We start from the raw sequence: 23097 nt of genomic DNA, 5'->3' as shown, positions 1-23097 counted from the left end.
GAGCCCCGGCCGACGCCCCGGCCGGCTGCCGGGCTGCACCCCCGCTGAGCTCCGGGCGGGCCTCAGCGGCCCGGGGGCCGCTCGCGCAGGGCCAGCCAGGCGGTGGCGAGGGCGCAGGCCGCGGGCACGCCGAGCACCAGCGCCACGTCGCCCGCGCCGGCGGGGCCGGCCAGCACCGCGACGGCGGCTGCGGCCCCGGCGAGCAGCACCAGCGCGCTGGCGCCGAGCGACGTCGCCCGCGCCCGCGGTGCCGCGGGAGGAGCGCCGGCCACGAGGACGGCGACGAGCGCGGCCCCCAGCAGCACGGCGCCCGCCGAACGCTCCTGCGGCCGGTCGGAGACGGCGGAGAGCAGCCACCCGAGCACCCCCAGGGCCGTGGCCGCCAGCAGCCACGCCAGGGGCAGCGCCCGGCGGCGCGAGCGCCGGCGGGCGGGAGCGCCGGCCATGGCACGATCCTCCTCCCGCGCCCGGGCCGGCACCAGGGCCCCGCCCGGCGCGCGGACCGGTCGGCGAGCAGCCCAGGAGGCGACGTGGCCCGCAGCGTGCAGCTGTCCTTCGACGCGCAGGACCCTCAACGGCTGGTCGCCTTCTGGTGCGCGGCCCTCGGCTACGAGCCCGAGCCGCTGCCGGAGGCCGCGCGGGCGGAGCTGGAGGCGGCGGGGATCGACCCCGCCAGCAGCGGCCGCCTCTTCGCCGCGGCCGTCGACCCGGCCGGCGCGGGGCCCCGGCTGCTCGCCCAGCGCGTGCCGGAGCCGAAGACGGCGAAGAACCGGCTGCACCTGGACCTGCACCTGGGCAGCTGGGACGAGGTCGAGCAGGAGGTGCGCCGCCTCGTCGGGCTGGGGGCGCGCCACCTGGGGGAGCACGACGAGCACGGCAGCCGCTGGGCCGTGATGGCCGATCCTAAGGGCAACGAGTTCTGCCTCGGCACCCGCAGCGCCTGACCGGCCCTGACCGGCCCTGACCGGCCCCGATCGGCCCTGACCGGCCCTGACCGGCCCGGCGGGGCGCCGTCCCGGGCGGGGCGGGCTCAGCCGGGCGCCGCCGGGGCGCGCGAGCGCCCGCGCCGGCGGCGCCAGCGCTCGAGGAGGCGGTCGCGGTACTGCTCCAGCGGCAGGAACGCCAGCATCATCACCAGGTGGGGCCAGAAGGCGATGCCGATGCCGGCGTAGGTGGCGGCGTGGAAGGCGAACCACGCGCCCACGGCGCGGCGGCGCCACCGCTCGGAGAGCAGGAAGATCACCGGCGCCGTCAGCTCGGCCGTGAACAGCACCCACTGCAGGGCGTGCAGCGTCCACGGCACCTCGAGGGTCCACTGCACCCACTCGGCGCCCCGGCGCACCACCGCGCGGGCGATGGTCGCGCTGTTGACCCACTCCCAGCCGCCGAAGCGCACCTTGGCGACGGCGGAGAGGAAGTACGTCGCGATCGCCATCAGCTGCACCGCGCGCAGCGCGAAGCCGGCGGCCTGGCTGCGCCGGGCGTCGGACAGGTGCGCCAGGCCCGCGGTCGGCAGGAGGAACAGCGCGACGAGGAAGTCGGCGCGGTCGTGGTCGACCTTGCCGTAGGAGAAGGAGACGTACTGGAACCACGACCAGCACACGGCCGTCGCCCACCCGAGCAGCCGCGGGGCGCGCCCGCTCATCGCCGCGAGCGCGAGCAGCGCGCTGCCCCAGCGCAGGCCCTCGGCGAGCAGCACCGTCGCCGCCGGCAGGTGCAGCACCTCCCCGACGACCAGGGGGGTGTACCAGACCGGGTCCGCGGCGCCGTGGTGGCGCCCGTCGGCGTGCAGGTGCAGGACGTCGACGACGACGAAGGCGTAGACCACCAGCCGAAGCAGGGCCACGCGCGCCAGCGGGGCCTCCTCGAACAGCCACCGCGACAGTCGGCCCGCGAGCCCGCCGCGCCCCGCGGCCGCGGGGTCCGCCGCGGGCGCCGGCGCCCGGGCGCTCACGGGGCTTCCTCCTGCGCGACCAGGCGCCCGCCGCCGTCGGCGGTCCACTCCGCGAGGACCTCCTCGCGCACCTCGCCCGTCGGGCGGCGGTCCTGGAGCACCGTGGCGCGGCGCAGCAGCCGCACGCCCGTCCACGGCGCGTCGTCCGGGTGCAGGCGCGCGTGGGCCTGCGCGAGCGTGCCGAGGACGGCGGGGTCGGAGGTCACCAGCTCCGCGCGGCCCTCCAGCTCGGCGCGGTTCAGGCCCGCGTTCGCCAGCCCCAGGGACGTGTCGCGCCACGCGACGTCCCCGCCGGCGGACGCCGCCGCGGCGGGGGCGGGCGCCGTGGTCGCCTGCAGCGCGAACACCCGCACCTCGCCGGTGGGCGCGCTGGAGGTGGAGTACATCCGCCACGGGCCGAGCGGCCACCAGTGGTCGTCCCCGACCAGGCTGCCGGCGAGGCAGCCGGCCCCGAGGACGGCGAGGACCACCAGGCGCCGGGCCCGCCCCGCGCGGGTCAGGCGCACGGGCGCGGCGGGCGCCCGGTCCGGCGGGGGCCGCAGGAGGCGGGCAGCCCCGCCGGTGGTCACCACGGCACCAGTGTCACGGACGCGGCGGCTCCGCGGGCGCCGCCGCGGGCGACGACGGACGGGCGGGCAGCGCCCGCGCCGGCACGCCCGCCGCGCGCAGCTGCTCGTCGGTGCGCGGGGTGAGCAGCCAGTCGCGGAACCGCTCGTCGCCGCGGGGGACGGGGTGCTCGACGAGCTCGGCGTCCTGCACGAGGAACCACCGGTACCCCAGGCCGTCGAGGGCCTGCAGGACGGCGGGCACCTTGGCCTGCGCGGGCAGCAGCTCGCACAGGACGTCGGGGCGCCAGCGGCGCAGCAGCTCGCGCCCGCCCAGCAGGACGGCGTCCTCGGCGCCCTCGACGTCCACCTTGACCACCGCGCGCCGCCCCCGCCCCTGCGGGTCCAGCTGCGGCAGGAGGGAGTCCAGCGAGCGCACGGGCACGTGCACGCCGCGCTCGAAGTGCATCGCGGTCGACCAGTAGTCCGGCAGCGCCGAGCCGCCGCGGCCGGTGGGCACGACCACCGCGCCGCCGTCCGCGCCGACCGCGCCGACGGCGGCCACGTGCACGGTGATGCTGCGCAGCAGGTCGTTGGCGACGACGTTGGCCTGCGCCGCCGCGGCGTTGCCGGGCACGACCTCGAAGGCGTGCACGTCGGCGGCCGGTGCCACGCGCGCGCCGAGCAGCGAGAACACGCCCGTGTAGGCGCCGACGTCCAGGACGGTGTCGGCGTCGCGCGCCAGGGCGGCGAAGACGTCGAGGGCCAGCTGGTCCGCCGCCCCCGGGCGCCGGCCCCCGCCCCAGTGCAGCTCCTTGGCGACGACGTCGCGGGAGGGGCCGAGCATGACGAACTCGACGCCGGCCATGCGCGCCGTCACCCGGCGCACGGTCAGGGGCACGGGCAGGCGCTCGGGCCTCGCTCCGGGCCGCACCAGCGGGACGGCGCGGCGCACCACCCGGTTGACGCCGGGGACGCTGACGGCCGCCTTGACGAAGCGCTTGGCGCCGAACCAGGTCTGGCGGCGGCTGCGGGTGCTGCTGCGGAAGTCGGCACCGGCCTCGGTCGCGCTGCCCTGGAGGGTCACCGCGCGAGGATAGCGGCGGCGCCCCTGCCCGCCCCAGGCTCTGCGCGGGCCCTGCGCGGGCCCTGCGCGGGCCCCGTGCGGGCTCCGTGCGGGCCCTGTGCGGGCCCCGGGGCGGGCGTTCCCCACGGGGCAACCGCTGTCGCCGCAACGGCCGTTGTCGTGCTTGGCTCTCCTCCTCGCGGACGGCCCGCGGACGGCCCGCAGCGGGCCAGGGAGCGCAGGAGGCGCGGTGGCGGAGCAGCAGGCGCAGGACGGGGAGCGCGACGTCGCGCTCGAGAGCCTGGACGCGCTGTGCCGGGCGGTGCGCGCCAGCATCGCCGACGCCGAGGAGATCCTCGTGCGCGCCGGGCACCTGCGGGCCGAGCGCGAGGCCGGCCGCTCGTACGCGCAGATCGTCCCGGCCGAGGGCCGGCCCCTCATCGTGGAGCTGCTGACCTCGATCACCGCGCGCCTGTCGGAGACGGGCAGCCGGTGGCGGCGGGAGGAGGCCCGGGCCCTGCACGCGGAGGGCCTGACGATGGACCGGATCGCCGCCCTGTTCGGCGTCACCCGGCAGCGGGTCTCGGCGCTCCTGCGCAGCGGCGGCCCCGACCGCGGCGGAGGACCCGCGCGCGGCGCGGGCGGGCCGTGAGGACGGGGCCGCACCGGCCGCACGGATAGGCTGCCGCGCGCCATGCTCAACCGCTTCGCGCGCGCGCCGCTGACCCGTCTGCTCAGCCCGGTCGCCGCCGTCCTGCTGCGCCTGGGCGTCAGCCCGGACGCCGTGACCCTCGTGGGGACCCTCGGCGTCGTCGCCGGGGCGCTGCTGCTCTACCCGGCCGGCCACCTGCTGGCGGGCACCCTCGTCATCACGGCGTTCGTGTTCTCCGACGCCGTCGACGGCATCATGGCGCGCACGGCGGGGCGCTCCAGCGCGTGGGGCGCCTTCCTCGACTCCACCCTCGACCGCTTCGGGGACGCGGCCGTCTTCGGCGGCCTGGTGCTGTGGTTCACCGGCGGCGGCCAGCACCGGCCCACCGCCGTCCTCGCGCTCGCCTGCCTGGCCCTGGGCGCGATCGTCCCCTACGCCCGGGCGCGCGCCGAGGGCGTCGGGGTGCGCGCCGACGTGGGCATCGCCGAGCGCGCCGACCGGCTCGTGGCGGTGCTGGTCGCCACCGCCTGCGTCGGCCTCGGCGTGCCGCGCGCGGTGCTGACGGCGGTCCTGGCGCTGCTGGCGGTCGCCAGCCTCGTCACGGTCGCGCAGCGGGTGCTCCTGGTGCGCCGGCAGGTGCTGGCCGGCGCGAGCGGGTGAGCGTGGCACGGCGCAGCGCGGCGCGGCTGGGCGCGGCGGCGCACCTCGCCGCCTGGCGCGGGGTCCGGCTGCTGCCGGCGGGGCTGGCCCACGGCTGCTTCGCCCTGGCCGCGGACGCCGCCTGGCTGCGGCGCGGGCGCGGCGTGCGGCGCCTGGAGGCCAACCTCGCCCGGGCGCGCCCGGAGGCGGACCAGGTGCAGCTGCGGGCGCTGTCCCGCGCCGGCATGCGCTCGTACCTGCGGTACTGGTGCGACGCGTTCCGGCTGCCGTCGTGGTCGCCGGCGCAGGTCTCGGCCACGGTGCGCGCCGAGGGCGCGGAGCCGCTGCAGCGGGCGGTGGCCGAGGGGCGCGGCGCGGTGGCCTTCCTCGGGCACCTGGGCAACTGGGACCACCTGGGCGCCTGGGGCGCCCAGCACGTCGCGCCGGTGACCACGGTGGCCGAGCGGCTGGAGCCCGCGCAGCTGTTCGACGCCTTCGTCGACTTCCGCCGCCGCCTGGGCATCACGGTGCTGCCCCTGACCGGCGGCGGGACGTTCGGCGCGCTGCTGCGCGCGGTGCGCTCCGGCGGCGTCGTCGCCCTGCTGGCCGACCGCGACCTCACCGGCACCGGCGTGCCGGTGCGCCTGCTCGGCGAGCCCGCGCGCGCCGCGGGCGGGCCCGCCGCCCTCGCCCTGGCCACGGGCGCGCCGCTGCACCCGGTCACGTGCTCCTACGAGCGGCTGCCGCGCGGCGCGCCCGCCCGCTGGGGGCTGCACCTGGTCGTCCACCCGGCCGTGCCCGTGCCCGAGCGCACCGCCGAGGGCGGCCGCGCCACGCAGGTGGCGGCCATGACGCAGGCGTGCGTCGACGTCCTCTCGGAGGCGATCCGGGAGCACCCGCAGGACTGGCACGTCCTCCAGCGGGTCTTCGACGCCGACCGCCGGGCCGCGTCGTGAGGTCGCCGTGAGGATCGGCGTCGTCTGCCCCTACTCCTTCGACGTGCCGGGGGGCGTGCAGGGGCACGTGCGCGACCTGGCCGAGCACCTCATCGCCCGCGGCCACGACGTCTCCGTCCTCGCGCCGGCGGACGAGGAGACCCCGGTGCCCCCGTACGTGGCCCCGGCGGGGCGCGCGGTCGCCGTTCCGTACAACGGCTCGGTCGCGCGCCTGACGTTCGGGCCGGTCACCGCCCTGCGGGTGCGCCGGTGGCTCGCCGAGGGCGGCTTCGACGTCCTGCACCTGCACGAGCCGATCACCCCCAGCGCCGCCCTGCTGGCCCTGTGGGCGGCCGAGGGCCCGCTCGTGGCGACCTTCCACACCTCCCAGCTGCGCTCGCGCGCTCTGCAGGCGGCCTCCCCCCTCGTGCTGCCGAGCCTGGAGAAGGTCAGCGCCCGCATCGCCGTCAGCGAGGACGCCCGGCGCACCCTCGTCGAGCACCTGGGCGGCGACGCCGTGGTGATCCCCAACGGCGTGGACGTCGACGCCTTCGCCCGCGCCCGCCCGCGCCCGTCGTGGCAGGGCACGCCGGCGGCGCCCACGCTCGCCTTCCTCGGCCGCCTGGAGGAGCCCCGCAAGGGCTTCGCCGTCCTCGCCGCCGCCCTGCCCGCGCTGCGGGCGGCGCGTCCGGGGCTGCGCCTGCTCGTGGCCGGGCGGGGGGACCCGGAGCAGGCGCGGGCGCTCGCCGGGGAGCACGCGGACGCCCTGGAGCTGCTCGGCCCCGTCTCCGACGCGGACAAGGCGGCGCTGCTGTCCTCCGTCGACGCCTACGTCGCCCCGCAGACGGCCGGGGAGAGCTTCGGCATCGTGCTCCTGGAGGCGATGAGCGCGGGCACGGCGGTCGTCGCGAGCGCGCTGCCGTCCTTCGGGCGGGTCCTGGACGGCGGGCGCCTCGGCGCGCTCGCGCCCGTGGGGGACCCCCGCGGCCTCGCCCGCGCGGTGCTCGAGCTCCTCGACGACGTCCCGCGCCGGCGCGCCCTGGTCGCGGCCGCGTCCGCGGCCGTGCGCCGCTACGACTGGTCGCGCGTGGCCGAGGAGGTCCTCGCCGTCTACGAGACGGTGGCGGGCACGGGGGCGGGCACGGGTACGGGCGCGGGCGCGGCGGCACCGGCCGCGCGCGCCGGGGCGCGGGCCGGGGTGCGCGAGGACCCGCTGGCCCACCGGCTGCTCTCGCGCTGGCTCGGCCCGTGAGCCCCACGGCCGTCGCGACCCTCGTCGTCCTGGCGGTGCTCGCCGTCCTGGCCTGGGCCCTGACCGCCTACGCCGCCCGCCTCGACCGGCTCCACCACCGGGTGGAGACCAGCCGCGCGGCCCTCGACGCGCAGCTGCTGCGCCGGGCGGGCGCCGCCGAGCAGCTGGCGGTCTCGCGGGCGCTCGACCCCGCCACCTCCCTGCTCCTCGCCAGCGCCGCCGCCGAGGCCGTGGCCGCGGACGGCGACGCGGAGCGCGAGGCCGCGGAGTCCGACCTCTCCCGCGCCCTGCGCGCGGCGCTGTCGCCGCCGGCGGTGCGGGCGCTGCGCGCCGACCCGGGAGGGCGGGGCCTGCTGGCCGACCTGTCGGCGGCGTGCTCGCGCGCGGTGCTGGCGCGGCGCTTCCACAACGACGCCGTCACGCAGACGCGGGCGGTGCGCAGCTCGCGGGTGGTGCGGTGGGCCCGCCTGGCCGGGCGGGCGCCGCTGCCGCGCACGTTCGAGATCGACGACGAGCCGCCCGCCCTCGACGCGGCGGACCAGGACGGGCCCGGGCGGGACGGGCCGGGGAACGAGCGGGGGAGCGGGACGTGAGCGAGGACCCGGCGCAGGAGGCGCCCTACTGGCGCGAGTGGACCCGGGGCGAGGACGGCCTCTGGCACCGCCGCGGCGCCCGCGTGCTCGTGCTCGCCGGCGCCCCCGGCGACGGGCCGGACGAGGTGCGCCTGCTCCTGCTGCGCGGGCACGACGTCGACCAGCCGCAGCGGTCGTGGTGGTTCACCGTCGGGGGCGGCATCGGGGACGGCGAGGAGCCGGCGGCCGCCGCGGTGCGCGAGCTGGCCGAGGAGACCGGCCTGCTCCTCGCCGCGGAGGACCTGGTCGGCCCGGTGGTCGAGCGCACCGCCGTCTTCGACTTCTACGCCCGCACCTGCCGCCAGGACGAGCTGATCTACCTGGCGTGGGTGCCCGCGGGCGGGCCGGGCGGCCGGGAGCCGGAGCTCAGCCGCGCCGGGTGGACGGCGGTGGAGCAGGAGAGCGTGGACGAGCTGCGCTGGTGGCGGCTGGCGGACCTCGCCGCCGCGGAGGCCGCCGGCGTCGAGGTCTTCCCCGAGGGCCTGGCGGGGCTCGTCGCCGGGCTGCTGCCCGCCTGGGACGGCGTCGTGCGCCGCCTCGGCCGGGGACGCGGCTGATGGCGGGGCCCGGGCGCGTGGTGGCGCTGTACGTCGCCGCCGCCGGCGGGCAGCCGGTGCGCGCCGTGGCGCGGGCGGACGCCGTGGTCGGCGGCGGCCTGCTCGGGGACCGCTACCAGCGCGGCACGGGGCACTGGTCGTACCAGGAGCGGCTGCGCGACGACGTCACGCTGGTCGCCGCCGAGGCCCTGGCCGCGGCGGCCGCCGAGCACGGCGTCGCGCTCGGCGGCGGCGCCTCCCGGCGGAACGCCGTCACCGAGGGCGTCGACCTCGACGCCCTCGTCGGGCGCGAGTTCGCCGTGGGCGGGGCGCTGCTGCGCGGGGAGCGCCCGTGCGAGCCGTGCCGCTACCTGGACGGGCTGGTCGGCGGCCCGGCGCGGGCGGCGCTGGCCGGGCGGGGCGGCCTGCGCGCCACCGTGGTGCGCGCCGGCCGCCTCGCCGTCGGGGACGCCGTGCTCCCGGGCCCCCCAGGCCCCCCGGACACCGCGTCCTAGTCGTCCACGCCGCGGGCGGTCAGGGCCTCCCCGAGCAGGTGCGCGTGGCGCACGCTGCGGATCACCAGCGGCACCACGAGCGCCCGGGGGCTGCGCTCCAGGCCCCGGGCGCGGCGGGCGTCGCGGGCCTCGTCGAAGGCCGCCAGCAGCAGCGGCACCGACCGGATCGTCAGGGCCAGCACGAGCGCCACCCGCTCGGGGTCGACGCCGAGGCGGCGGGCGGGGCGCAGCAGCGCGACGAGGACGTCGAGGACGTCGCCGACCCGCGTCGTCAGGGTCACGAGCGCCGCGGCGAGGACGGCGAGCAGGAGCGTGCCGACCACGACGACCACCGCGCGCCACTCGCCGGCCCACCACTGGAAGGGCACGAGCAGCGCCGTGATCCAGCGCAGCGGCCACACCTGCGCCAGGGCCACCGCGGCCGGCACGCGCGCCAGCGCCACGAGGGAGACCACGACCAGCGCGCCGACGCCCACCGCGGCGGGCGTCGCGACCGCCACGAGCAGCGTCGTCCCGAGGGCGAGCAGCGCCAGCTTCGCCCACGCCGGGGCGCGGTGCAGCGGCGAGGAGCCCTCCCGGTAGAGCCCGATCACGCCATCAGCGCCCGGTAGGCCGCCACCGCTGCGGCCGGCGGCGCGTCGGCGACGACCCGGCCCTCCTCGAGGACGAGCACGCGCTCCACGTCGTCGAGCAGGTCCAGGTGGTGCGTGACGAGCACGACCTGCTGCGGCAGGTCGGCGACCAGGCGCGTGATGCGGCGGGCGTTGCGCAGGTCCAGCAGGGTCGTCGGCTCGTCGAGCACGAGCACGGAGGGCTCCAGGACGAGGACGGCGGCCAGCGCGAGCAGCTGCTTCTGCCCGCCGGAGAGCAGGTGCGCCGGGGAGTCCTCCAGGCCCGCCAGGCCGAAGCGCTCGAGCACCTGCGCCACGCGCCGGTCGGCCTCGGCCCGCGGCAGGCGGGCCCGGCGCAGGGAGAAGGCGACGTCCTCGGCCACCGTGGGCATGACGATCTGCGCGTCCGGGTCGCTGAAGACGAAGCCCACGCGGCGGCGCACCGCGGCGCCCTGCTCGCGGGTGTCCAGGCCGTCGACCTCCACGGCGCCCTCGGTGGGCACCACGAGGCCGTTGAGGGTGCGCGCCAGGGTGGACTTGCCCGACCCGTTGGCCCCGATCAGGCCGATGCGGCGCTCGGGCAGGTCGGCGCTGACGCCGTCCAGGACGGTGCGCCCGCCGTAGCGGTGGGTCACCGCGCGCAGGCGGATCACCCACCGCCCCCGTCCGCGCCCCCGTCCGCGCCGACGCGCTCGAGGAGCACGGCGACGCCCTGCCCGCCGCCGACCGCGCACGCGGCCAGCCCGTACCGGGGGCCGCCGGGCGCGAGCAGGCGCGCGAGGAGGCGGACGACGAGCACCGCCCCCGTGGCGCCCCACGGGTGCCCCAGCGCGAGGGCGCCGCCGTCGGGGCACACGCGCTCGGCGTCCGCGCCGAGGGGGTCCAGGCCGAGGGCGTCGGTGACGGCGAGCACCTGGGCCGCGAACGCCTCGCCGACCTCCACGACGCCGACGTCGTCGAGGGCGACGCCGGCGCGCTCCAGCGCGGCCCGCACCGCGGGCACGGGACCCAGGCCCGGGGTCGCCGGGTCCACGCCGGCCACGGCCGCGGCGCGCACGGCCGCCCCCGGCACGCCCAGGCGGGCGCGCACCCGCTCGCTGACCACGGCGACCGCCGCGGCCCCGTCGCTGACGCCGCTGGAGGTGCCCGCCGTCACGCTCCCGCCCGCCCCGAAGGCGGGCGGGAAGCGCGCCAGGCGCCGCGCGTGCAGGCGCCGGGGCCGGTCGTCGGCGGTGGCGCCGGCCACCGGCACGAGCTCGGCGACGAAGGCCCCGCGCGCGGCGGCGGCCAGCGCCCTCGCGTGGGAGCGGGCGGCGTAGGCGTCCTGCCGCTCGCGCGAGACGCCGCAGCGGCGCGCGAGGGCGTCGGCGGCCTCGCCCATGTCGGGGTCGGGGTGGCCGGGCGGGGCGAAGGGGGCGCGGGTGTAGCGCACCGCCTCCTCGCCCGGGGCGGTCGGCGGCCAGGCGCGGTGCGGGGCGGTGCTCGCGCTCTCGGCGCCCCCCGCGAGGTAGACCTGTCCGGCGCCGCCCGCGACCAGGCCGGCGGCCAGGCGCACGGCCTCCAGGCCGCTGCCGCACTGGCGGTCCACGGTCAGCCCGGGCACGGCGGCGCCCAGCCCGGCCGCCAGCGCCGCGACCCGGGCGGTGTTCCCGCCCGGTCCTCGGCAGTTGCCGAGGACGACGTCGTCCACGGGCGGGTCCGGCGGCAGCCGGTCGGCGAGCGCCCGCAGCACCGGCGCGGCCAGCGCGTGCACCGGGGTGCCGGCCAGGGCGCGGCCGGCCGTGGTGATCGGGGTGCGCAGGCCCGCGACGACGACGGGGGTGCGCGGGTCCGGGGTCACCGGCCCAGCCTCGGCAGGGCGCCGGCGCGCACGGCCTGCGCCAGCGCGGCGCGGTCGACCTTGCCCGCCGCCGTGCGGGGCAGCGCCTCGGCGGCGTGCCAGCGCACCGGGCGCGCCGGGCGCGGCAGCGCCCGGGCCGCGCGCGCCAGGGCCTCCCGCAGGCGCGCGCCCGGGCGGTCGGCGGGCACGACCACCGCCGCGACCACCGCGCCCAGCCGCGCGGAGGGCACGCCGACCACGGCGACCTCCGCGACGCCGTCCGCGCCCGCGAGCGCCCGCTCGACCTCCTCGACGACCACCGTGTGCCCGCCCGTGGTCACCGCGCTCCCGCCGCGCCCGCGCAGCAGCACCCCGCCGTCCCCCGTGACCTCGCCGAGGTCGCCGACGCCGGCCCAGGCGCTCCCGTCGTCCCCGTCGTCCTCGGGCCCGCTCCAGCGCAGCGGCCCGTCGTCGGCCGGGTCCAGGTAGCCGCGGGACAGGTACGGCGAGCGCACCTGGAGCACGCCGTCGCGCGCGCGCACCCGCACGCCCGGGAAGGGGCGCATCGCGGCCCGCCCGTCTTCGCGCCAGGCGACGAAGGACAGCTCGGCGGCGCCGTAGTACTCCACCACGCGCCATCCCAGCGCCTGCGCCCGCGCCCGCAGGGCCGGCGCCAGCGCGTCACCGGCCACGACGGCCGTGCGCACGCGCGGCAGGGCTCCGCCCTCCGCGGCGGCCACCGCGCGGGCGAGCAGCGCCGGAACGGCGTGCAGGGCGCTCGCGCGCTCCGGCGGGGCGGGCTGGGCGACCGCGCCGGCGCCCGCGGCGGCGGCGTGCCACGCGCCGTGCAGGAACAGGGAGGAGGACAGCGGACCCGGCAGCCACACGACGTCGTCCGCGCCGATGCCCGTCAGGGCGCTGAGCGCGTCGGTGCTGGCGTCCCACGACGCCGCGGTGCGCACGACGCCGCGCGGGCGCCCCGTGGAGCCGGAGGTGAAGAGCACGAGGTCGCCGCCGCGCAGGCGGCCCTCCTCCTGCGCGGCCGCCAGGTGCTCGCGCGCCCGGGCCAGCAGCGGCGCCGGCCACCCCGGGTCGGCGACCGCGGCCCACCCGCCGCCGCGCACGGCGTCCAGCACGGCGGGCAGCACCGCCGCACCGGCGCCGACCACGAGCCGGCCCGCCGGCGGGCCTGCCGCCGCCGGGGACGCGGACGGCGCCCGCACCGCTCCGTTCAGGCCCGGCCCGCCCGGCCGCGGGCGGACGCGGCGTCCGCCCGCGGGTCGAGCACGGGGTAGCCGCGGTGCACGGCGACGGCGATCGCGGCGGCGAGCGCGGCCTTGAGCAGGTCCCCGGGCAGGAAGACGGCGTTGCCGGCGGCGGCGGTGGCCAGCGGGACGTCGGTGCGCGCGGCGAGCACCGGGATGCCGAACGCGTACACGACGCCGATGCCGCCGACGACGCACGCCACCAGCGTCCACCAGAACGCGCCGCGCGCGGGGCGCCGCGCCAGCAGGGCGCCGATGACGAACGCGCCCACCGGCCAGCCGAGCAGGTAGCCGGCCGACGGGCCGGCGAGGACGGCCAGGCCGCCGCGCCCGCCGGCGAGCAGCGGCAGGCCCGCCACGACGAGGGCGAGGAGGACGAGCACGGCGAGCGCGCCGCGCCGGGCGCCGAGCAGCGCCCCGGCGAGCATCACCCCGAAGGTCTGCAGCGTGATCGGCACCGGCAGCCCCGGCACGGGGAAGGCGCCGGGCAGGCCCAGGGCGGCGATCAGCGCGGCGAAGACGGCGATCAGCGCCAGGTCGCGGGCGGGCGTGCGGCGGGGCGCGGTGCGGGACATGCGGCTCCAGGGGTGGACGGGCTGTCCGGAGCGCTCCGGCACGTCGCCGCATCGTAGAGGAGCGGGTTCCCGCCGGCACCGCGAGCGCGGACGGAGCACTAGACTGGGGGCGCGGCCGCACCGCCGTCCCCACGCCCTCCCAGGAGTCGCCCCCCATGTCCGAGCAGCCCTCGGCCCCCCAGCAGTCCGTCACGCCCGGCGCGAGCGAGCCCGTGGTCGGCACCGAGCGGGTCAAGCGCGGCATGGCCCAGCAGGTCAAGGGCGGCGTCATCATGGACGTCGTCACCGCCGAGCAGGCGAAGATCGCCGAGGACGCCGGCGCCGTCGCCGTCATGGCCCTCGAGCGCGTGCCCGCCGACATCCGCTCCCAGGGCGGCGTGGCGCGCATGAGCGACCCGGACCTCATCGACGCCATCCAGGCCGCCGTCTCGATCCCCGTGATGGCGAAGGTGCGCATCGGCCACTTCGTCGAGGCCCAGGTGCTGCAGAGCCTCGGGGTGGACTACGTCGACGAGTCCGAGGTGCTCACCCCGGCGGACTACGCCCACCACATCGACAAGAAGGCCTTCACCGTCCCGTTCGTGTGCGGGGCGACGAACCTCGGCGAGGCGCTGCGCCGCATCACCGAGGGCGCCGCGATGATCCGCTCCAAGGGCGAGGCCGGCACCGGCGACGTCTCCAACGCCGTCACCCACATGCGCACCATCCGCGCCGAGGTCAACCGGCTGCGCTCGATGAGCCCCGACGAGGTCTACGTCGCCGCCAAGGAGCTGCAGGCGCCGTACGAGCTGGTCCGCTCGGTCGCGGCGGCCGGCCGCCTGCCCGTCGTCCTGTTCACCGCCGGCGGCATCGCCACCCCGGCCGACGCGGCGATGATGATGCAGCTGGGCGCGGACGGCGTCTTCGTCGGCTCCGGCATCTTCAAGTCCGGCGACCCCGCCCGCCGGGCCGACGCGATCGTGCAGGCCACGACCTTCTACGACGACCCCGACGTGATCGCGAAGGTCTCCCGGGGCCTGGGCGAGGCGATGGTGGGGCTGAACGTCGAGGCGATCCCCGAGCCGCACCGCCTGGCCCAGCGCGGCTGGTGAGCTGACCCTCCCGCCCCTGCGCGGCGCCCCGATCGGCAGAGCCGGTCGGGGCGCCGCGCGTCTACGCTCCCGTCCATGGCGCAGGAGACCGTCTCGGCCGACCTCTCGGTGCCGCGCTGGCGCATGACCCGGGCGCTGTACGACGCGCTGGTCGGCACGGGAGCCCTCGAGGGCGAGCCGGTGGAGCTGCTGGAGGGGGTGCTCGTCGAGGTGGTGCCGCAGGGCCCTGAGCACGCCGACGTGATCCAGGTGCTGACGCAGCACCTCGTCCGCTCGCTGCCCGACCCGTGGCTCCTGCGGGTGCAGCTGCCCCTCGCGGCCACGACCGCGTCCGAGCCGGAGCCGGACCTCGCGGTCACGCGCCGCACGCCCGGTGAGCACCCCAGCACGGCGGCCCTCGTCATCGAGGTCGCCGGAACGACGCAGCGCACCGACCTCGTCCACAAGCCCCCGGTCTACGCCGAGGCCGGCGTCGAGCAGTACTGGGTCCTCGACCTGCCCCGCCGCGAGGTCGTCGTCCACACCGAGCCCGGGGAGGCCGGGTACGCGACCGTGCGCCGCCTGCCGTGGACGGCGCCGCTGGCGGCGCTCGGCGTCCCGGTCGACCTGGCGACCCTCCTCGCCGACGTCTGAGGCGGCGCGGCGCCGGCGGGGCTGCGGTTGCGGCCCGGCGGCGCCGCGGCAGGATGACGCCAGCCAGGGCCCGTCGACGTGCCTGCGGCCGCTGTCGTCGCCCGCGCCGACCAGCTCCGTCGACGGGCCGCCGTCCCGCCCTCCAGGAGCCCCTGCGTGACCACACCCACCGACAGCCGCCGCGACCTGCTGACCGTCGTCGCCACCATGCGCGCGAAGCCGGGTAAGGAGGACGAGCTGCGCGAGGCCCTGACCTCCCTGGTCGAGCCCACGACGAAGGAGCAGGGCTTCGTCAACTACGACCTGCACCAGAGCATCGAGGACCCGGCCGAGTTCGCCTTCTACGAGAACTGGGAGCGCGGCGAGGACCTCGACGCGCACCTGTCGGCGCCGCACCTGCAGCGGTTCGTGTCCGTCATGGGCGACCTGCTGGACGGACCGCTCGTCGTGCGCCGCATGCGCCGGATCGCCTGAGGGGGACCGGGCGCGCAGTCCTGGTCACCGCTCCGGGCGGGTCGTGACCAGGGCTCCGCGCCCGACGCCTCAGCCCGCGGCGGGCGCGGCGCCGGACGCCGGCAGCCGCCGCGCCACCACGGCGTAGAGCGGGTCGCCGCGGTAGCGCCCGCCGCTGCCGCGGCCCGGCGGGGTGCGCCGGGAGACCTCGGGCTCGGTGAAGCCGCCCGCGCGGCGCAGGTACTCGACGACGATCGCGCACCGCCCGGCGTCGTCGGCGGCCAACCAGCCGCGCACGGCCTTGGTCGGGAAGCACCGGTCCGAGAAGGTGATCACCACGGGCCCGCCCGGGCGCAGCACGCGGGCGACCTCGGCGAGCACCTCGACGGGGCGCACGAGGTAGTCGATCGAGACGCAGCACAGCACCGCGTCGACGTCAGCGTCGGGGAGGGGCAGCGCCGGGTCGGCGTTGAGGTCCTGGACGACGCGCTCGGTGGCCATCGCGTTCGCCGCCAGCTCGGCGGCGTTCAGGCCCAGGACGACCAGCTCCGCCGGCGCGGTGCGCAGGTGCGAGACCCACGAGGACATCAGGTCCAGCACCCGCCGCGGGCCCGGCGCGGAGCCGTCGACGCCCAGCTCGGCGTACAGCTCGCCCACGGCGGCGATCGCGCCGTCGTCGATGTGCGTGACGAGGCGCGGCGGGCCGTAGAAGCGGGGATCGGGCGAGGGGTCCTCGCGGTCGAAGAACCACGCGGGGAAGGGCTGGTGCTGCGACGCCGTCACGGGCCCAGCCTCGCCCGGCGCTCCCGCTCCGGCACGCGCAGCCGGCCCGAGCGGTCAGCGCCCTCGTCCGCGCGCGCTGGCGCAGGCGATGCAGGTGCGGGCGTCCGGACGCGCCTGCAGCCGCCCGGCGGCGATGGTGGTGCCGCAGACCTCGCACCGCCCGTGGGTGCCGTCGTGCAGCCGATCCAGCGCCCGCGCGAGGTCCCGGCCCGTGCGGCGCGCCCGCTCCAGCAGCGCCGCCACCTGCGCGCGCTCGAAGGCGATGGTCGAGCCCTCGGGGTCGTGCTCGTCGTCCGCGTTCGAGCCCTGCGATGCCGCGACGACGAGGGCGTGCTGGCGCTGCAGGGCCGCGACCTGCTCGTCGGCGCGCGCCAGCGCCTCCCGCAGCTGCTGCTCGACGTCGCTCACGGACGCTCCCCGCCCTCGAAGCCGGCGCTCGCGGTCACGGTGCCCGGCGCGACCTCGGTGAACCCGCCGTCGGCGACGTCCACCCGTTCGCCCGCCGGCAGCACCGGGGTGCCGGTGACCACCCGCACCGGCAGGCCGTCCGCGCGCCAGGCGGCCACGGCGGCCGGGTCGAGGCGCTCGAGGGCCAACTGCGCGGCGTGCCCCACCTGGGCGGCGGCCTTGCCCGTCGTCATCGGCACGCCGGGGGAGGTGCGCACGGTCAGGGCGGACGGCGGCACGTGCGGCGGCGCCCAGCCCTGCGGGTCGGCCAGGTCCAGGCCCCCGACCTGCAGCGGGGCCAGCTCGGCGGGCGCGGCGTCGCGCGGGTGCGGCGCGAAGACCCGCACGACGGCGCTGCCGACCCGCGCCTCCACGTGCGGCAGGGCGCCGGTGCGCTCCCAGCGGGTGCCGCGCGCCCGCCGGGCGATCTTGCGGATCCGGCCGGCCCGCCACCGCGCCACCGCCTCGTGCAGCTCGCCGTCCGGGTCCGTGACGCGGGGGTCGAGCAGGAGCGCCGCGACCGCCCGCGCGGCGGCGGCCAGGACGTCGGAGTGCGCCGGCGGCTGCGCCCTCTCGGTCCGCACGACGAGGGACAGCGCCCACGGGTCGGCCTCGTCCAGCCGCTGCTGCGCCGCGTCGTCCCGGACGACGGCGCCGAGCGAGGTGGTCGCGCCGATCGGGGTGGCGCCGCCGATCGGGGTGGGGGCGCCGCCGCTCACGTGACCGGGTTGTGCAGCGCGTGCACCGGGTCCAGGTGCTCGTCCGCGTCGAGGACGGCGCGCAGCGCTCCCACGGCGGCCAGCACGTCGGCGTGGCTCAGGTACAGCGGCGCGAAGCCCAGGCGCACGAGGTCGGGCTCGCGGAAGTCGCCGACCACGCCGCGGGCGGCCAGGGCCTGCACGACGCCGTACGCGTGCGGGGAGTGCAGCGACAGCTGCGCGCCGCGGCGGTGCTCCTCGCGCGGGGTGGCGAGCTCCAGCTCCGGCACGAGCGCGTCGAGGCACGCGATCGCGAAGCCCGTCAGCGACAGGGAGCGGGCGCGCACGTCGGCCACGGCCACACCGTCGAAGACGGTCAGCGCCGCCTCGAGCGCGAGCAGGGAGAGCACCGGCGGGGTGCCCGTGCGCGCCCGCGCGATCCCCTCGGCCGGTGCGTACTCGGGCGCGAAGGCGAACGGGGCGGCGTGCCCGTGCCAGCCGGCGAGGGGGTTCTCGAAGGCCGGCTGCAGCGAGCGGGCGACGTGCAGGTAGCCCGGCGCGCCGGGGCCGCCGCTGAGGTACTTGTAGCCGCACCCGACCGCCAGGTCCACGCCGTGCGCGTCGAGCCCGACGTCCAGGACGCCGGCCGAGTGGCACAGGTCCCACAGGGCCAGCGCGCCGGCGTCGTGGGCGGCCGCCGTCAGCCCCGGCAGGTCCCACAGCTCCCCGGTGCGGTAGTCGACGTGGGAGAGCGCGACCAGCGCCACCTGTCCGGGCCGCTGGGCGAGCACGCCCGGCACGGACGGCGGCGGGGCCAGGACCACCTCCAGGTCGGCCCGCCGCGCCGCGGCGCCGAGCACGTACAGGTCGGTGGGGAAGCTGGCGGGGTCGGTGACCACCACGCGCCGTCCCGGGCGGGCGGCCGCGGCGGCCAGGTAGGCCTTGTACAGCTGCACCGACGTGGACTCCCCGACCACGACCTGCCCGGGGCCGCTGCCGACGAGCGCCCCGACGGCGTCCCCGACGCGCGTCGGCGCGCCCCACCAGTCGGCGGTGTTCCACGAGGCCACGAGGTCGCGCCCCCACTGGCGGGTCACGGCGTCGGCGACGGCCGCCGGGACGGCGCGGGGCAGCGCGCCGAGGCTGTTGCCGTCGAGGTAGACCAGCCCGTCCGGCAGGTCGAAGGCGTCGCGCGCGCCGGCCAGGGGCGCGACGTCGTCCAGCGCGGCGGCCCGCTCGGCGAGCCCGGCGATCGCGTCGTCCATCCCGCCATCCTGCCGCCGCACCGGGGAATCCGGCGCCCGGCGGTGGCGCTGGGCCTGGCGTGAGCACCGCCTCCGCGCCCGTGGTCGGCGTCCTGGCCCTGCAGGGGGACGTCGGCGAGCACCTGCACGCCCTCACCGAGGCCGGGGCGCGCGCGGTGCGGGTGCGGCGCCCGCAGGAGCTGGCCGCCGTCGACGCCCTCGTCGTCCCGGGCGGGGAGTCGACGACGATGGACAAGCTGGCGCGCGCGGTCGGGCTGCACGAGCCCGTGCGCGAGCGCATCGCGGCCGGCATGCCGGTGTACGGCTCCTGCGCGGGGATGATCATGCTGGCCGACCGGCTGGCCGACGGGATCGAGGGCCAGCGCACCTTCGGCGGCCTCGACGTCCTCGTGCGCCGCAACGCCTTCGGCCGGCAGGTGGAGTCCTTCGAGGAGGACCTGCCGTTCACCGGCCTGGACGACGGGCCCGTGCGCGCCGTCTTCATCCGCGCGCCGTGGGTGGAGCGGGCCGGGGAGGGTGTGCAGGTGCTGGCGCGGGTGGCCGCCGGGCCGGCGGCGGGCAGCGTCGTGGCGGTGCGCCAGGGCCCGCTCGTGGCCACCTCCTTCCATCCGGAGATCACCGGCGACCTGCGGGTGCACCGCCTGTTCGTGGACCTCGTGCGCTCCTCCTGAGGCCCGTCCCGGCTCCGTCCGACCAGGAGCCGCCGCCGGGTGCGGCGGTAGGCTCGACCGCGATCCGACCTCGAGGGGGACTGGCATGTCCGGCCATTCCAAGTGGGCCACCACCAAGCACAAGAAGGCCGTCGTCGACGCCAAGCGCAGCTCGATGTTCGCCAAGCTCATCAAGAACATCGAGGTCGCGGCGCGCACCGGCGGCGGCGACCCGGCGGGCAACCCCACCCTCTACGACGCCATCCAGAAGGCGAAGAAGTCCTCCGTCCCGAACGACAACATCGACCGCGCCGTCAAGCGCGGCTCGGGCGCGGAGACCGGCGGCGCCGACTACCAGACGATCATGTACGAGGGGTACGGGCCCCACGGCGTCGCGGTCCTCGTCGAGTGCCTGACCGACAACCGCAACCGCGCCGCCTCCGACGTGCGCGTCGCGGTCACCCGCAACGGCGGCACCATGGCCGACCCCGGCAGCGTCTCCTACCTCTTCAGCCGCAGGGGCCTCGTGCTCGTGCCCGCCGCCGGCACCACCGAGGACGACGTCCTCGCGGCCGTCCTCGACGCCGGCGCGGAGGAGGTCGACGGCCTCGGCGACGCGTTCGAGGTCGTCTGCGAGCCGAGCGACCTCGTCGCCGTGCGCACCGCGCTGCAGGACGCCGGCATCGAGTACGACTCCGCCGAGGTCTCCTTCGTGCCCTCCACCCAGGTCGAGCTGGACGCCGAGGGGGCGAGCAGGGTGCTCAGGCTCGTCGACGCCCTGGAGGACCTGGACGACGTGCAGAACGTCTACACCAACCTCGAGGTGCCCGATGAGGTGCTGGCCGACGCCTGAGGCGCGCCGCGCGGGGCGCGATCGCGCGCTCTGCGCCCCGTATCGCGCGCTCTGCGCCCCGTCGGGCCGCAGCGGTGGCACGCTGGGGGCGTGCGCGTGCTCGGCATCGACCCCGGCCTGACCCGGTGCGGCCTCGGCGTCGTCGACGGCCTGACCGGGCGCCGGGCGGGCCTGGTCGCCGTGGGCGTCGTGCGCACGCCGGTCGAGGACGCCCTCGAGCAGCGGCTGCTCGCCGTCGGCGACGCCCTGACCGAGTGGGTCGAGCGGCACCGCCCGGACGTCGTCGCCGTCGAGCGGGTCTTCGCCCAGTCCAACGTCAGCACCGTGATGGGCACCGCCCAGGTCTCCGGCGTCGCGATGCTCGTGGCGGCCCGCGCGGGCCTGCCGGTCGCCTTGCACACCCCCAGCGAGGTGAAGAAGGCCGTCACCGGGGAGGGGCGCGCCGGCAAGGAGCAGGTGACCGCGATGGTCACCCGCATCCTCGGGCTCGACGAGCGCCCGCGCCCGGCCGACGCCGCGGACGCCCTCGCCCTGGCCGTGTGCCACCTGTGGCGCGCGCCCTCGCCCGGGGCCGTCGGCGCGCGCCCCGGCGCCCCGACCGCGGCGCAGAGCGCGTGGGCCCGCGCGGCCTCCGAGGCGTCGCGGGCGGCCGACCGCTCGCCCATCCTCCTCGCCGCGCGGGCGGCGCGCCGCGGCCGCGCCTGACCGCTCCTCGTACACCCGTTCGGTACTGTCGGCAGCGGTCGGTAGCGTCGGGGCCGGTCCATCGCGGGAGCGCGCAGCGAGAGGGGGACGCCGGTGATCGCGTCGGTGCGGGGCAGGGTCCTCGCGGTGCGCTTGGACGGCGCCGTCGTCGAGGTCGGCGGCGTCGGCCTCTTCGTGCAGGCCACCCCCACCACGCTCGCGGGGCTGCGCACGGGCGCCGAGGCCGAGCTCGCCACGAGCCTGGTGGTGCGGGAGGACTCCCTGACCCTCTTCGGCTTCGTCGACGCCGACGAGCGGGAGGTGTTCGAGACGCTGCAGACCGTCTCCGGCGTCGGGCCGCGCCTGGCGCTGGCCGCGCTCGCGGTGCACCCGCCGGAGGAGCTGCGCCGCGCCGTCGCCGCGGAGGACCTGACGGCGCTGACCCGCGTGCCGGGCATCGGGCGCAAGGGCGCCCAGCGCATCGTCCTGGAGCTGGGGGACAGGCTCGGCCCGCCCAGCACGCCCGTGCCCGCCGGCGCCCTCGCGCCGCCGGCCCAGCGCACGGAGGCGCCGCGCGCGCCCTCGCCCGTCGTCGAGGCCCTCGTGGGCCTGGGCTGGAACGCCAAGCAGGCGGAGGACGCCGTCGCGGCGGTGAGCTCGACCGACGGCGCCGCCGGCGCGGACGGCGCCGCCTCCCTCGACCTGCCCGCCCTGCTGCGGGCGGCCCTGCGGCACCTGGGGAGGCACTGACGTGGCGGCGCACGAGGTCCCGCAGCCGGGTCGAGAGCGGGAGCTGGACGGGTCGGTGGACCTCTCCCCGGACGACGAGGCCCTGGGCGCGCTCGCGGCGGAGCCGGCGGACCGGCTGGTCGGCACCGGCGCCGACGCCGCCGAGCGGGCGGCCGAGAGCGCGCTGCGGCCCAAGCGCCTCGACGACTTCGTGGGCCAGGCCGTCGTGCGCGAGCAGCTCTCCCTCGTCCTCGAGGCCGCCCGCGCCCGCCGGCGGCCGCCGGACCACGTGCTGCTCTCCGGGCCCCCGGGGCTCGGCAAGACCACCCTGTCCATGATCATCGCGGCGGAGATGGGCAGCACCCTGCGGCTGACCAGCGGCCCGGCGATCCAGCACGCCGGCGACCTCGCCGCGGTGCTGACCTCGCTGGAGGAGGGCGACGTCCTCTTCGTCGACGAGGTGCACCGCGTCGCGCGCCCCGCCGAGGAGCTGCTCTACGTCGCGATGGAGGACTTCCGCGTCGACGTCGTCGTCGGCAAGGGCCCGGGCGCGACGGCGATCCCGCTCGACCTGCCGCCGTTCACCCTGGTCGGGGCCACCACCCGCGCCGGCCTGCTGCCCGCGCCGCTGCGCGACCGCTTCGGCTTCACCGCCCACCTGGACTTCTACTCGGCCGGGGAGCTGCAGCGGGTGCTGCACCGCTCCGCGGTGATGATGGGCGTGCCGCTGACCACCGAGGGCGCCATCGAGATCGCCCGGCGCTCGCGCGGCACGCCGCGCATCGCCAACCGCCTCCTGCGGCGCGTGCGCGACTGGGCGCAGGTGCGCGGCGACGGCACCGTCGACCAGGCGGCCGCGCGCGCTGCGCTGGAGGTCTACGAGGTCGACCCTCTCGGCCTCGACCGCCTCGACCGCGCGGTGCTGCGCTCCCTGTGCCGCACCTTCGGGGGCGGTCCGGTGGGTCTGTCGACCCTCGCCGTCGCCGTGGGGGAGGAGCCGGAGACCGTCGAGACCGTCGTCGAGCCCTTCCTGGTGCGCGAGGGCATGCTCGGGCGCACGCCGCGCGGGCGCGTGGCCACCGAGGCGGGCTGGCGCCACCTCGGCCTGGAGCCGCCGCTGGCCGCAGGCCGCGCGGGCCAGCTGGGCCTGGACCTGACGGGCCGCTCGAGCACCGCGGCCGGCCCCGGGGCGGAGGAGGATCTGGGCGGGAACGCCGGGAGCGGCGCCTGACGCGGGTAGAGTTCGAGTGCGTCCGGTCCGGCCCGGTGGACCGGCGATCCCGTCGACGCGGGGCGCCACGAGCACCCGCGGAAGGACGTGCTTCCCGCATGGACCTCCTGATCCTCCTCCTCCCGCTGCTGCTGCTCTTCTTCATCATGAGCCGCGGCCGCAAGCAGCAGCGCCAGCTGGCCGACCTGCAGGCGAGCCTGGCCCCGGGCCAGGAGGTCATGACCACCGCCGGGCTGCACGCGCGGATCGCGGCCGTCCACGACACCACCGTCGAGCTCGAGGTCGCCCCAGGCGTGCGCACCACCTGGGCCCGCCAGGCGGTCGCCCGCCGGGTGGACGCCGTCGTCGCGGACGCCGCAGCCGTCGGGGACGACGCAGCTGTCGCGGACGGCGCGGCCGTCGGGGACCCGACGGGCCCGCGGACCGGCACCACCGCGGGGCCGACCGGCACCGCCGTCCCCGGCGCTGCGGTTCCCGGCACCACCGCCGACGCCCCGGGCGCCACCCCCCTCGGCGACGCGGACGGCCCGGGACGCACCGGGCGCTGACGCGCTCGCCCGCAGTCCCGCACCGCCGTCCGGCAC

General features: G+C 78.7%; 30 protein-coding genes. 17 read left to right on the top strand and 13 right to left on the bottom strand.

The genetic code is table 11. The features are described from left to right. Positions 1–62: 62 nt before the first annotated feature. Entirely contained in the window at positions 63–446 is a 384-nt protein-coding gene (locus BLS82_RS09395) for a hypothetical protein (RefSeq protein ID WP_092864435.1), read from the bottom strand. 84 nt (positions 447–530) lie between these two features. On the opposite strand from BLS82_RS09395, the gene BLS82_RS09390 reads away from it, so the two are divergent. Further along, entirely contained in the window at positions 531–944 is a 414-nt protein-coding gene (locus BLS82_RS09390; RefSeq protein ID WP_092864432.1) for a VOC family protein, read from the top strand. A gap of 86 nt (positions 945–1030) precedes the next feature. On the opposite strand, the gene BLS82_RS09385 is transcribed toward BLS82_RS09390, so the two are convergent. Genes BLS82_RS09385 through BLS82_RS09375 form a run of 3 tightly spaced genes read right to left on the bottom strand, consistent with a single transcriptional unit; the run spans position 1031 to position 3586 of the window. Continuing rightward, the gene (locus BLS82_RS09385; protein ID WP_092864429.1) at positions 1031–1954 is read right to left on the bottom strand and encodes an HTTM domain-containing protein; all 924 of its coding nucleotides are present in this window, start codon (positions 1952–1954) and stop codon (positions 1031–1033) included. After that, on the bottom strand, positions 1951–2526 hold the full coding sequence (locus BLS82_RS09380; RefSeq protein ID WP_143028798.1) for a hypothetical protein: 576 nt from the start codon (positions 2524–2526) through the stop codon (positions 1951–1953). Before BLS82_RS09380 ends, BLS82_RS09385 begins: the two co-directional genes overlap by 4 nt. Before the next feature lie 10 nt (positions 2527–2536). Further along, positions 2537–3586, bottom strand: a complete 1050-nt coding sequence (locus BLS82_RS09375; protein ID WP_092864423.1) for an FkbM family methyltransferase — start codon at positions 3584–3586, stop codon at positions 2537–2539. A gap of 229 nt (positions 3587–3815) precedes the next feature. Between BLS82_RS09375 and BLS82_RS15720 the strand changes: the two genes are divergently transcribed. Genes BLS82_RS15720 through BLS82_RS09340 form a run of 7 tightly spaced genes read left to right on the top strand, consistent with a single transcriptional unit; the run spans position 3816 to position 8726 of the window. Then, a complete protein-coding gene (locus BLS82_RS15720) occupies positions 3816–4217 on the top strand; it encodes a hypothetical protein (RefSeq protein ID WP_092864420.1) in 402 nt (133 codons plus the stop codon). 42 nt (positions 4218–4259) lie between these two features. Then, entirely contained in the window at positions 4260–4877 is a 618-nt protein-coding gene (pgsA, locus tag BLS82_RS09365; protein ID WP_092864417.1) for a phosphatidylinositol phosphate synthase, read from the top strand. A 2-nt stretch (positions 4878–4879) separates the two neighbouring features. Beyond that, the gene (locus BLS82_RS09360; protein WP_092864414.1) at positions 4880–5812 is read left to right on the top strand and encodes a phosphatidylinositol mannoside acyltransferase; all 933 of its coding nucleotides are present in this window, start codon (positions 4880–4882) and stop codon (positions 5810–5812) included. Positions 5813–5819: 7 nt separating this feature from the next. After that, a complete protein-coding gene (locus tag BLS82_RS09355) occupies positions 5820–7043 on the top strand; it encodes a glycosyltransferase family 4 protein (RefSeq protein WP_092864410.1) in 1224 nt (407 codons plus the stop codon). Then, positions 7040–7636, top strand: a complete 597-nt coding sequence (locus BLS82_RS09350) for a LemA family protein (protein WP_092864407.1) — start codon at positions 7040–7042, stop codon at positions 7634–7636. The genes BLS82_RS09355 and BLS82_RS09350 overlap by 4 nt, the downstream gene beginning before the upstream one ends. Continuing rightward, positions 7633–8232, top strand: a complete 600-nt coding sequence (locus BLS82_RS09345; protein WP_092864404.1) for an NUDIX hydrolase — start codon at positions 7633–7635, stop codon at positions 8230–8232. The genes BLS82_RS09350 and BLS82_RS09345 overlap by 4 nt, the downstream gene beginning before the upstream one ends. Next, complete coding sequence (locus BLS82_RS09340) at positions 8232–8726, top strand: MOSC domain-containing protein (protein WP_092864402.1); 495 nt, start codon at positions 8232–8234, stop codon at positions 8724–8726. Before BLS82_RS09345 ends, BLS82_RS09340 begins: the two co-directional genes overlap by 1 nt. Here BLS82_RS09340 and BLS82_RS09335 read toward each other — a convergent pair. The 5 genes from BLS82_RS09335 to BLS82_RS09315 are packed head-to-tail and all read right to left on the bottom strand — an operon-like array spanning position 8723 to position 12996. After that, positions 8723–9319 (bottom strand): CbiQ family ECF transporter T component, encoded by a 597-nt coding sequence (locus tag BLS82_RS09335; protein WP_092864399.1) that lies wholly within the window; start codon positions 9317–9319, stop codon positions 8723–8725. The genes BLS82_RS09340 and BLS82_RS09335 overlap by 4 nt on opposite strands. Continuing rightward, positions 9316–9942 carry an energy-coupling factor ABC transporter ATP-binding protein gene (locus BLS82_RS09330; RefSeq protein WP_369811075.1) on the bottom strand — a complete coding sequence of 209 codons (627 nt, stop codon included), beginning with the start codon at positions 9940–9942 and terminating at the stop codon, positions 9316–9318. Before BLS82_RS09330 ends, BLS82_RS09335 begins: the two co-directional genes overlap by 4 nt. A 44-nt stretch (positions 9943–9986) precedes the next feature. Beyond that, entirely contained in the window at positions 9987–11177 is a 1191-nt protein-coding gene (locus tag BLS82_RS09325; protein WP_092864393.1) for a thiolase family protein, read from the bottom strand. Next, positions 11174–12379, bottom strand: a complete 1206-nt coding sequence (locus tag BLS82_RS09320; protein ID WP_176819015.1) for an AMP-binding protein — start codon at positions 12377–12379, stop codon at positions 11174–11176. Before BLS82_RS09320 ends, BLS82_RS09325 begins: the two co-directional genes overlap by 4 nt. 8 nt (positions 12380–12387) lie before the next feature. Further along, entirely contained in the window at positions 12388–12996 is a 609-nt protein-coding gene (locus tag BLS82_RS09315; RefSeq protein ID WP_092865189.1) for a biotin transporter BioY, read from the bottom strand. Positions 12997–13151: 155 nt separating this feature from the next. Between BLS82_RS09315 and pdxS the strand changes: the two genes are divergently transcribed. The 3 genes from pdxS to BLS82_RS09300 all read left to right on the top strand — a co-directional run bounded on the left by pdxS (position 13152) and on the right by BLS82_RS09300 (position 15194). Then, entirely contained in the window at positions 13152–14087 is a 936-nt protein-coding gene (gene pdxS / locus BLS82_RS09310; RefSeq protein ID WP_092864387.1) for a pyridoxal 5'-phosphate synthase lyase subunit PdxS, read from the top strand. A gap of 75 nt (positions 14088–14162) precedes the next feature. Beyond that, entirely contained in the window at positions 14163–14720 is a 558-nt protein-coding gene (locus BLS82_RS09305; protein WP_092864384.1) for a Uma2 family endonuclease, read from the top strand. Between the two features lie 156 nt (positions 14721–14876). After that, on the top strand, positions 14877–15194 hold the full coding sequence (locus BLS82_RS09300; RefSeq protein WP_092864381.1) for a putative quinol monooxygenase: 318 nt from the start codon (positions 14877–14879) through the stop codon (positions 15192–15194). Between the two features lie 69 nt (positions 15195–15263). On the opposite strand, the gene BLS82_RS09295 is transcribed toward BLS82_RS09300, so the two are convergent. Genes BLS82_RS09295 through kynU form a run of 4 tightly spaced genes read right to left on the bottom strand, consistent with a single transcriptional unit; the run spans position 15264 to position 18366 of the window. Beyond that, the gene (locus BLS82_RS09295; RefSeq protein ID WP_092864378.1) at positions 15264–15956 is read right to left on the bottom strand and encodes a methyltransferase domain-containing protein; all 693 of its coding nucleotides are present in this window, start codon (positions 15954–15956) and stop codon (positions 15264–15266) included. Between the two features lie 54 nt (positions 15957–16010). Then, entirely contained in the window at positions 16011–16364 is a 354-nt protein-coding gene (locus BLS82_RS09290) for a TraR/DksA family transcriptional regulator (RefSeq protein ID WP_176819014.1), read from the bottom strand. Beyond that, positions 16361–17122 (bottom strand): aminoacyl-tRNA hydrolase, encoded by a 762-nt coding sequence (locus BLS82_RS09285; RefSeq protein WP_218123750.1) that lies wholly within the window; start codon positions 17120–17122, stop codon positions 16361–16363. Before BLS82_RS09285 ends, BLS82_RS09290 begins: the two co-directional genes overlap by 4 nt. Beyond that, on the bottom strand, positions 17119–18366 hold the full coding sequence (gene kynU, locus BLS82_RS09280; RefSeq protein ID WP_092864375.1) for a kynureninase: 1248 nt from the start codon (positions 18364–18366) through the stop codon (positions 17119–17121). The genes BLS82_RS09285 and kynU overlap by 4 nt, the downstream gene beginning before the upstream one ends. A gap of 59 nt (positions 18367–18425) precedes the next feature. On the opposite strand from kynU, the gene pdxT reads away from it, so the two are divergent. The 6 genes from pdxT to yajC all read left to right on the top strand — a co-directional run bounded on the left by pdxT (position 18426) and on the right by yajC (position 23061). Continuing rightward, the gene (gene pdxT / locus BLS82_RS09275; RefSeq protein ID WP_092864372.1) at positions 18426–19037 is read left to right on the top strand and encodes a pyridoxal 5'-phosphate synthase glutaminase subunit PdxT; all 612 of its coding nucleotides are present in this window, start codon (positions 18426–18428) and stop codon (positions 19035–19037) included. Between the two features lie 85 nt (positions 19038–19122). Next, the gene (locus tag BLS82_RS09270; RefSeq protein ID WP_092864369.1) at positions 19123–19869 is read left to right on the top strand and encodes a YebC/PmpR family DNA-binding transcriptional regulator; all 747 of its coding nucleotides are present in this window, start codon (positions 19123–19125) and stop codon (positions 19867–19869) included. Positions 19870–19959: 90 nt separating this feature from the next. Beyond that, positions 19960–20574 carry a crossover junction endodeoxyribonuclease RuvC gene (gene ruvC, locus BLS82_RS09265; protein WP_092864365.1) on the top strand — a complete coding sequence of 205 codons (615 nt, stop codon included), beginning with the start codon at positions 19960–19962 and terminating at the stop codon, positions 20572–20574. 93 nt (positions 20575–20667) lie between these two features. Continuing rightward, positions 20668–21303, top strand: coding sequence for a Holliday junction branch migration protein RuvA (ruvA, locus tag BLS82_RS09260; protein ID WP_092864363.1), 636 nt, complete (start codon positions 20668–20670; stop codon positions 21301–21303). 55 nt (positions 21304–21358) lie between these two features. Then, positions 21359–22513: a Holliday junction branch migration DNA helicase RuvB gene (gene ruvB / locus BLS82_RS09255; protein WP_092865180.1), complete on the top strand. Its 1155-nt coding sequence runs from the start codon at positions 21359–21361 to the stop codon at positions 22511–22513. Between the two features lie 98 nt (positions 22514–22611). After that, a complete protein-coding gene (gene yajC / locus BLS82_RS09250) occupies positions 22612–23061 on the top strand; it encodes a preprotein translocase subunit YajC (protein ID WP_092864360.1) in 450 nt (149 codons plus the stop codon). Positions 23062–23097: the final 36 nt, after the last annotated feature.

Origin of the sequence: Quadrisphaera sp. DSM 44207, assembly GCF_900101335.1 — a bacterium.
Lineage (GTDB): Bacteria > Actinomycetota > Actinomycetes > Actinomycetales > Quadrisphaeraceae > DSM-44207.
The sequence above is the reverse complement of the archived record's forward strand: the minus strand, read 5'-3'. Positions and strand labels throughout refer to the sequence as shown.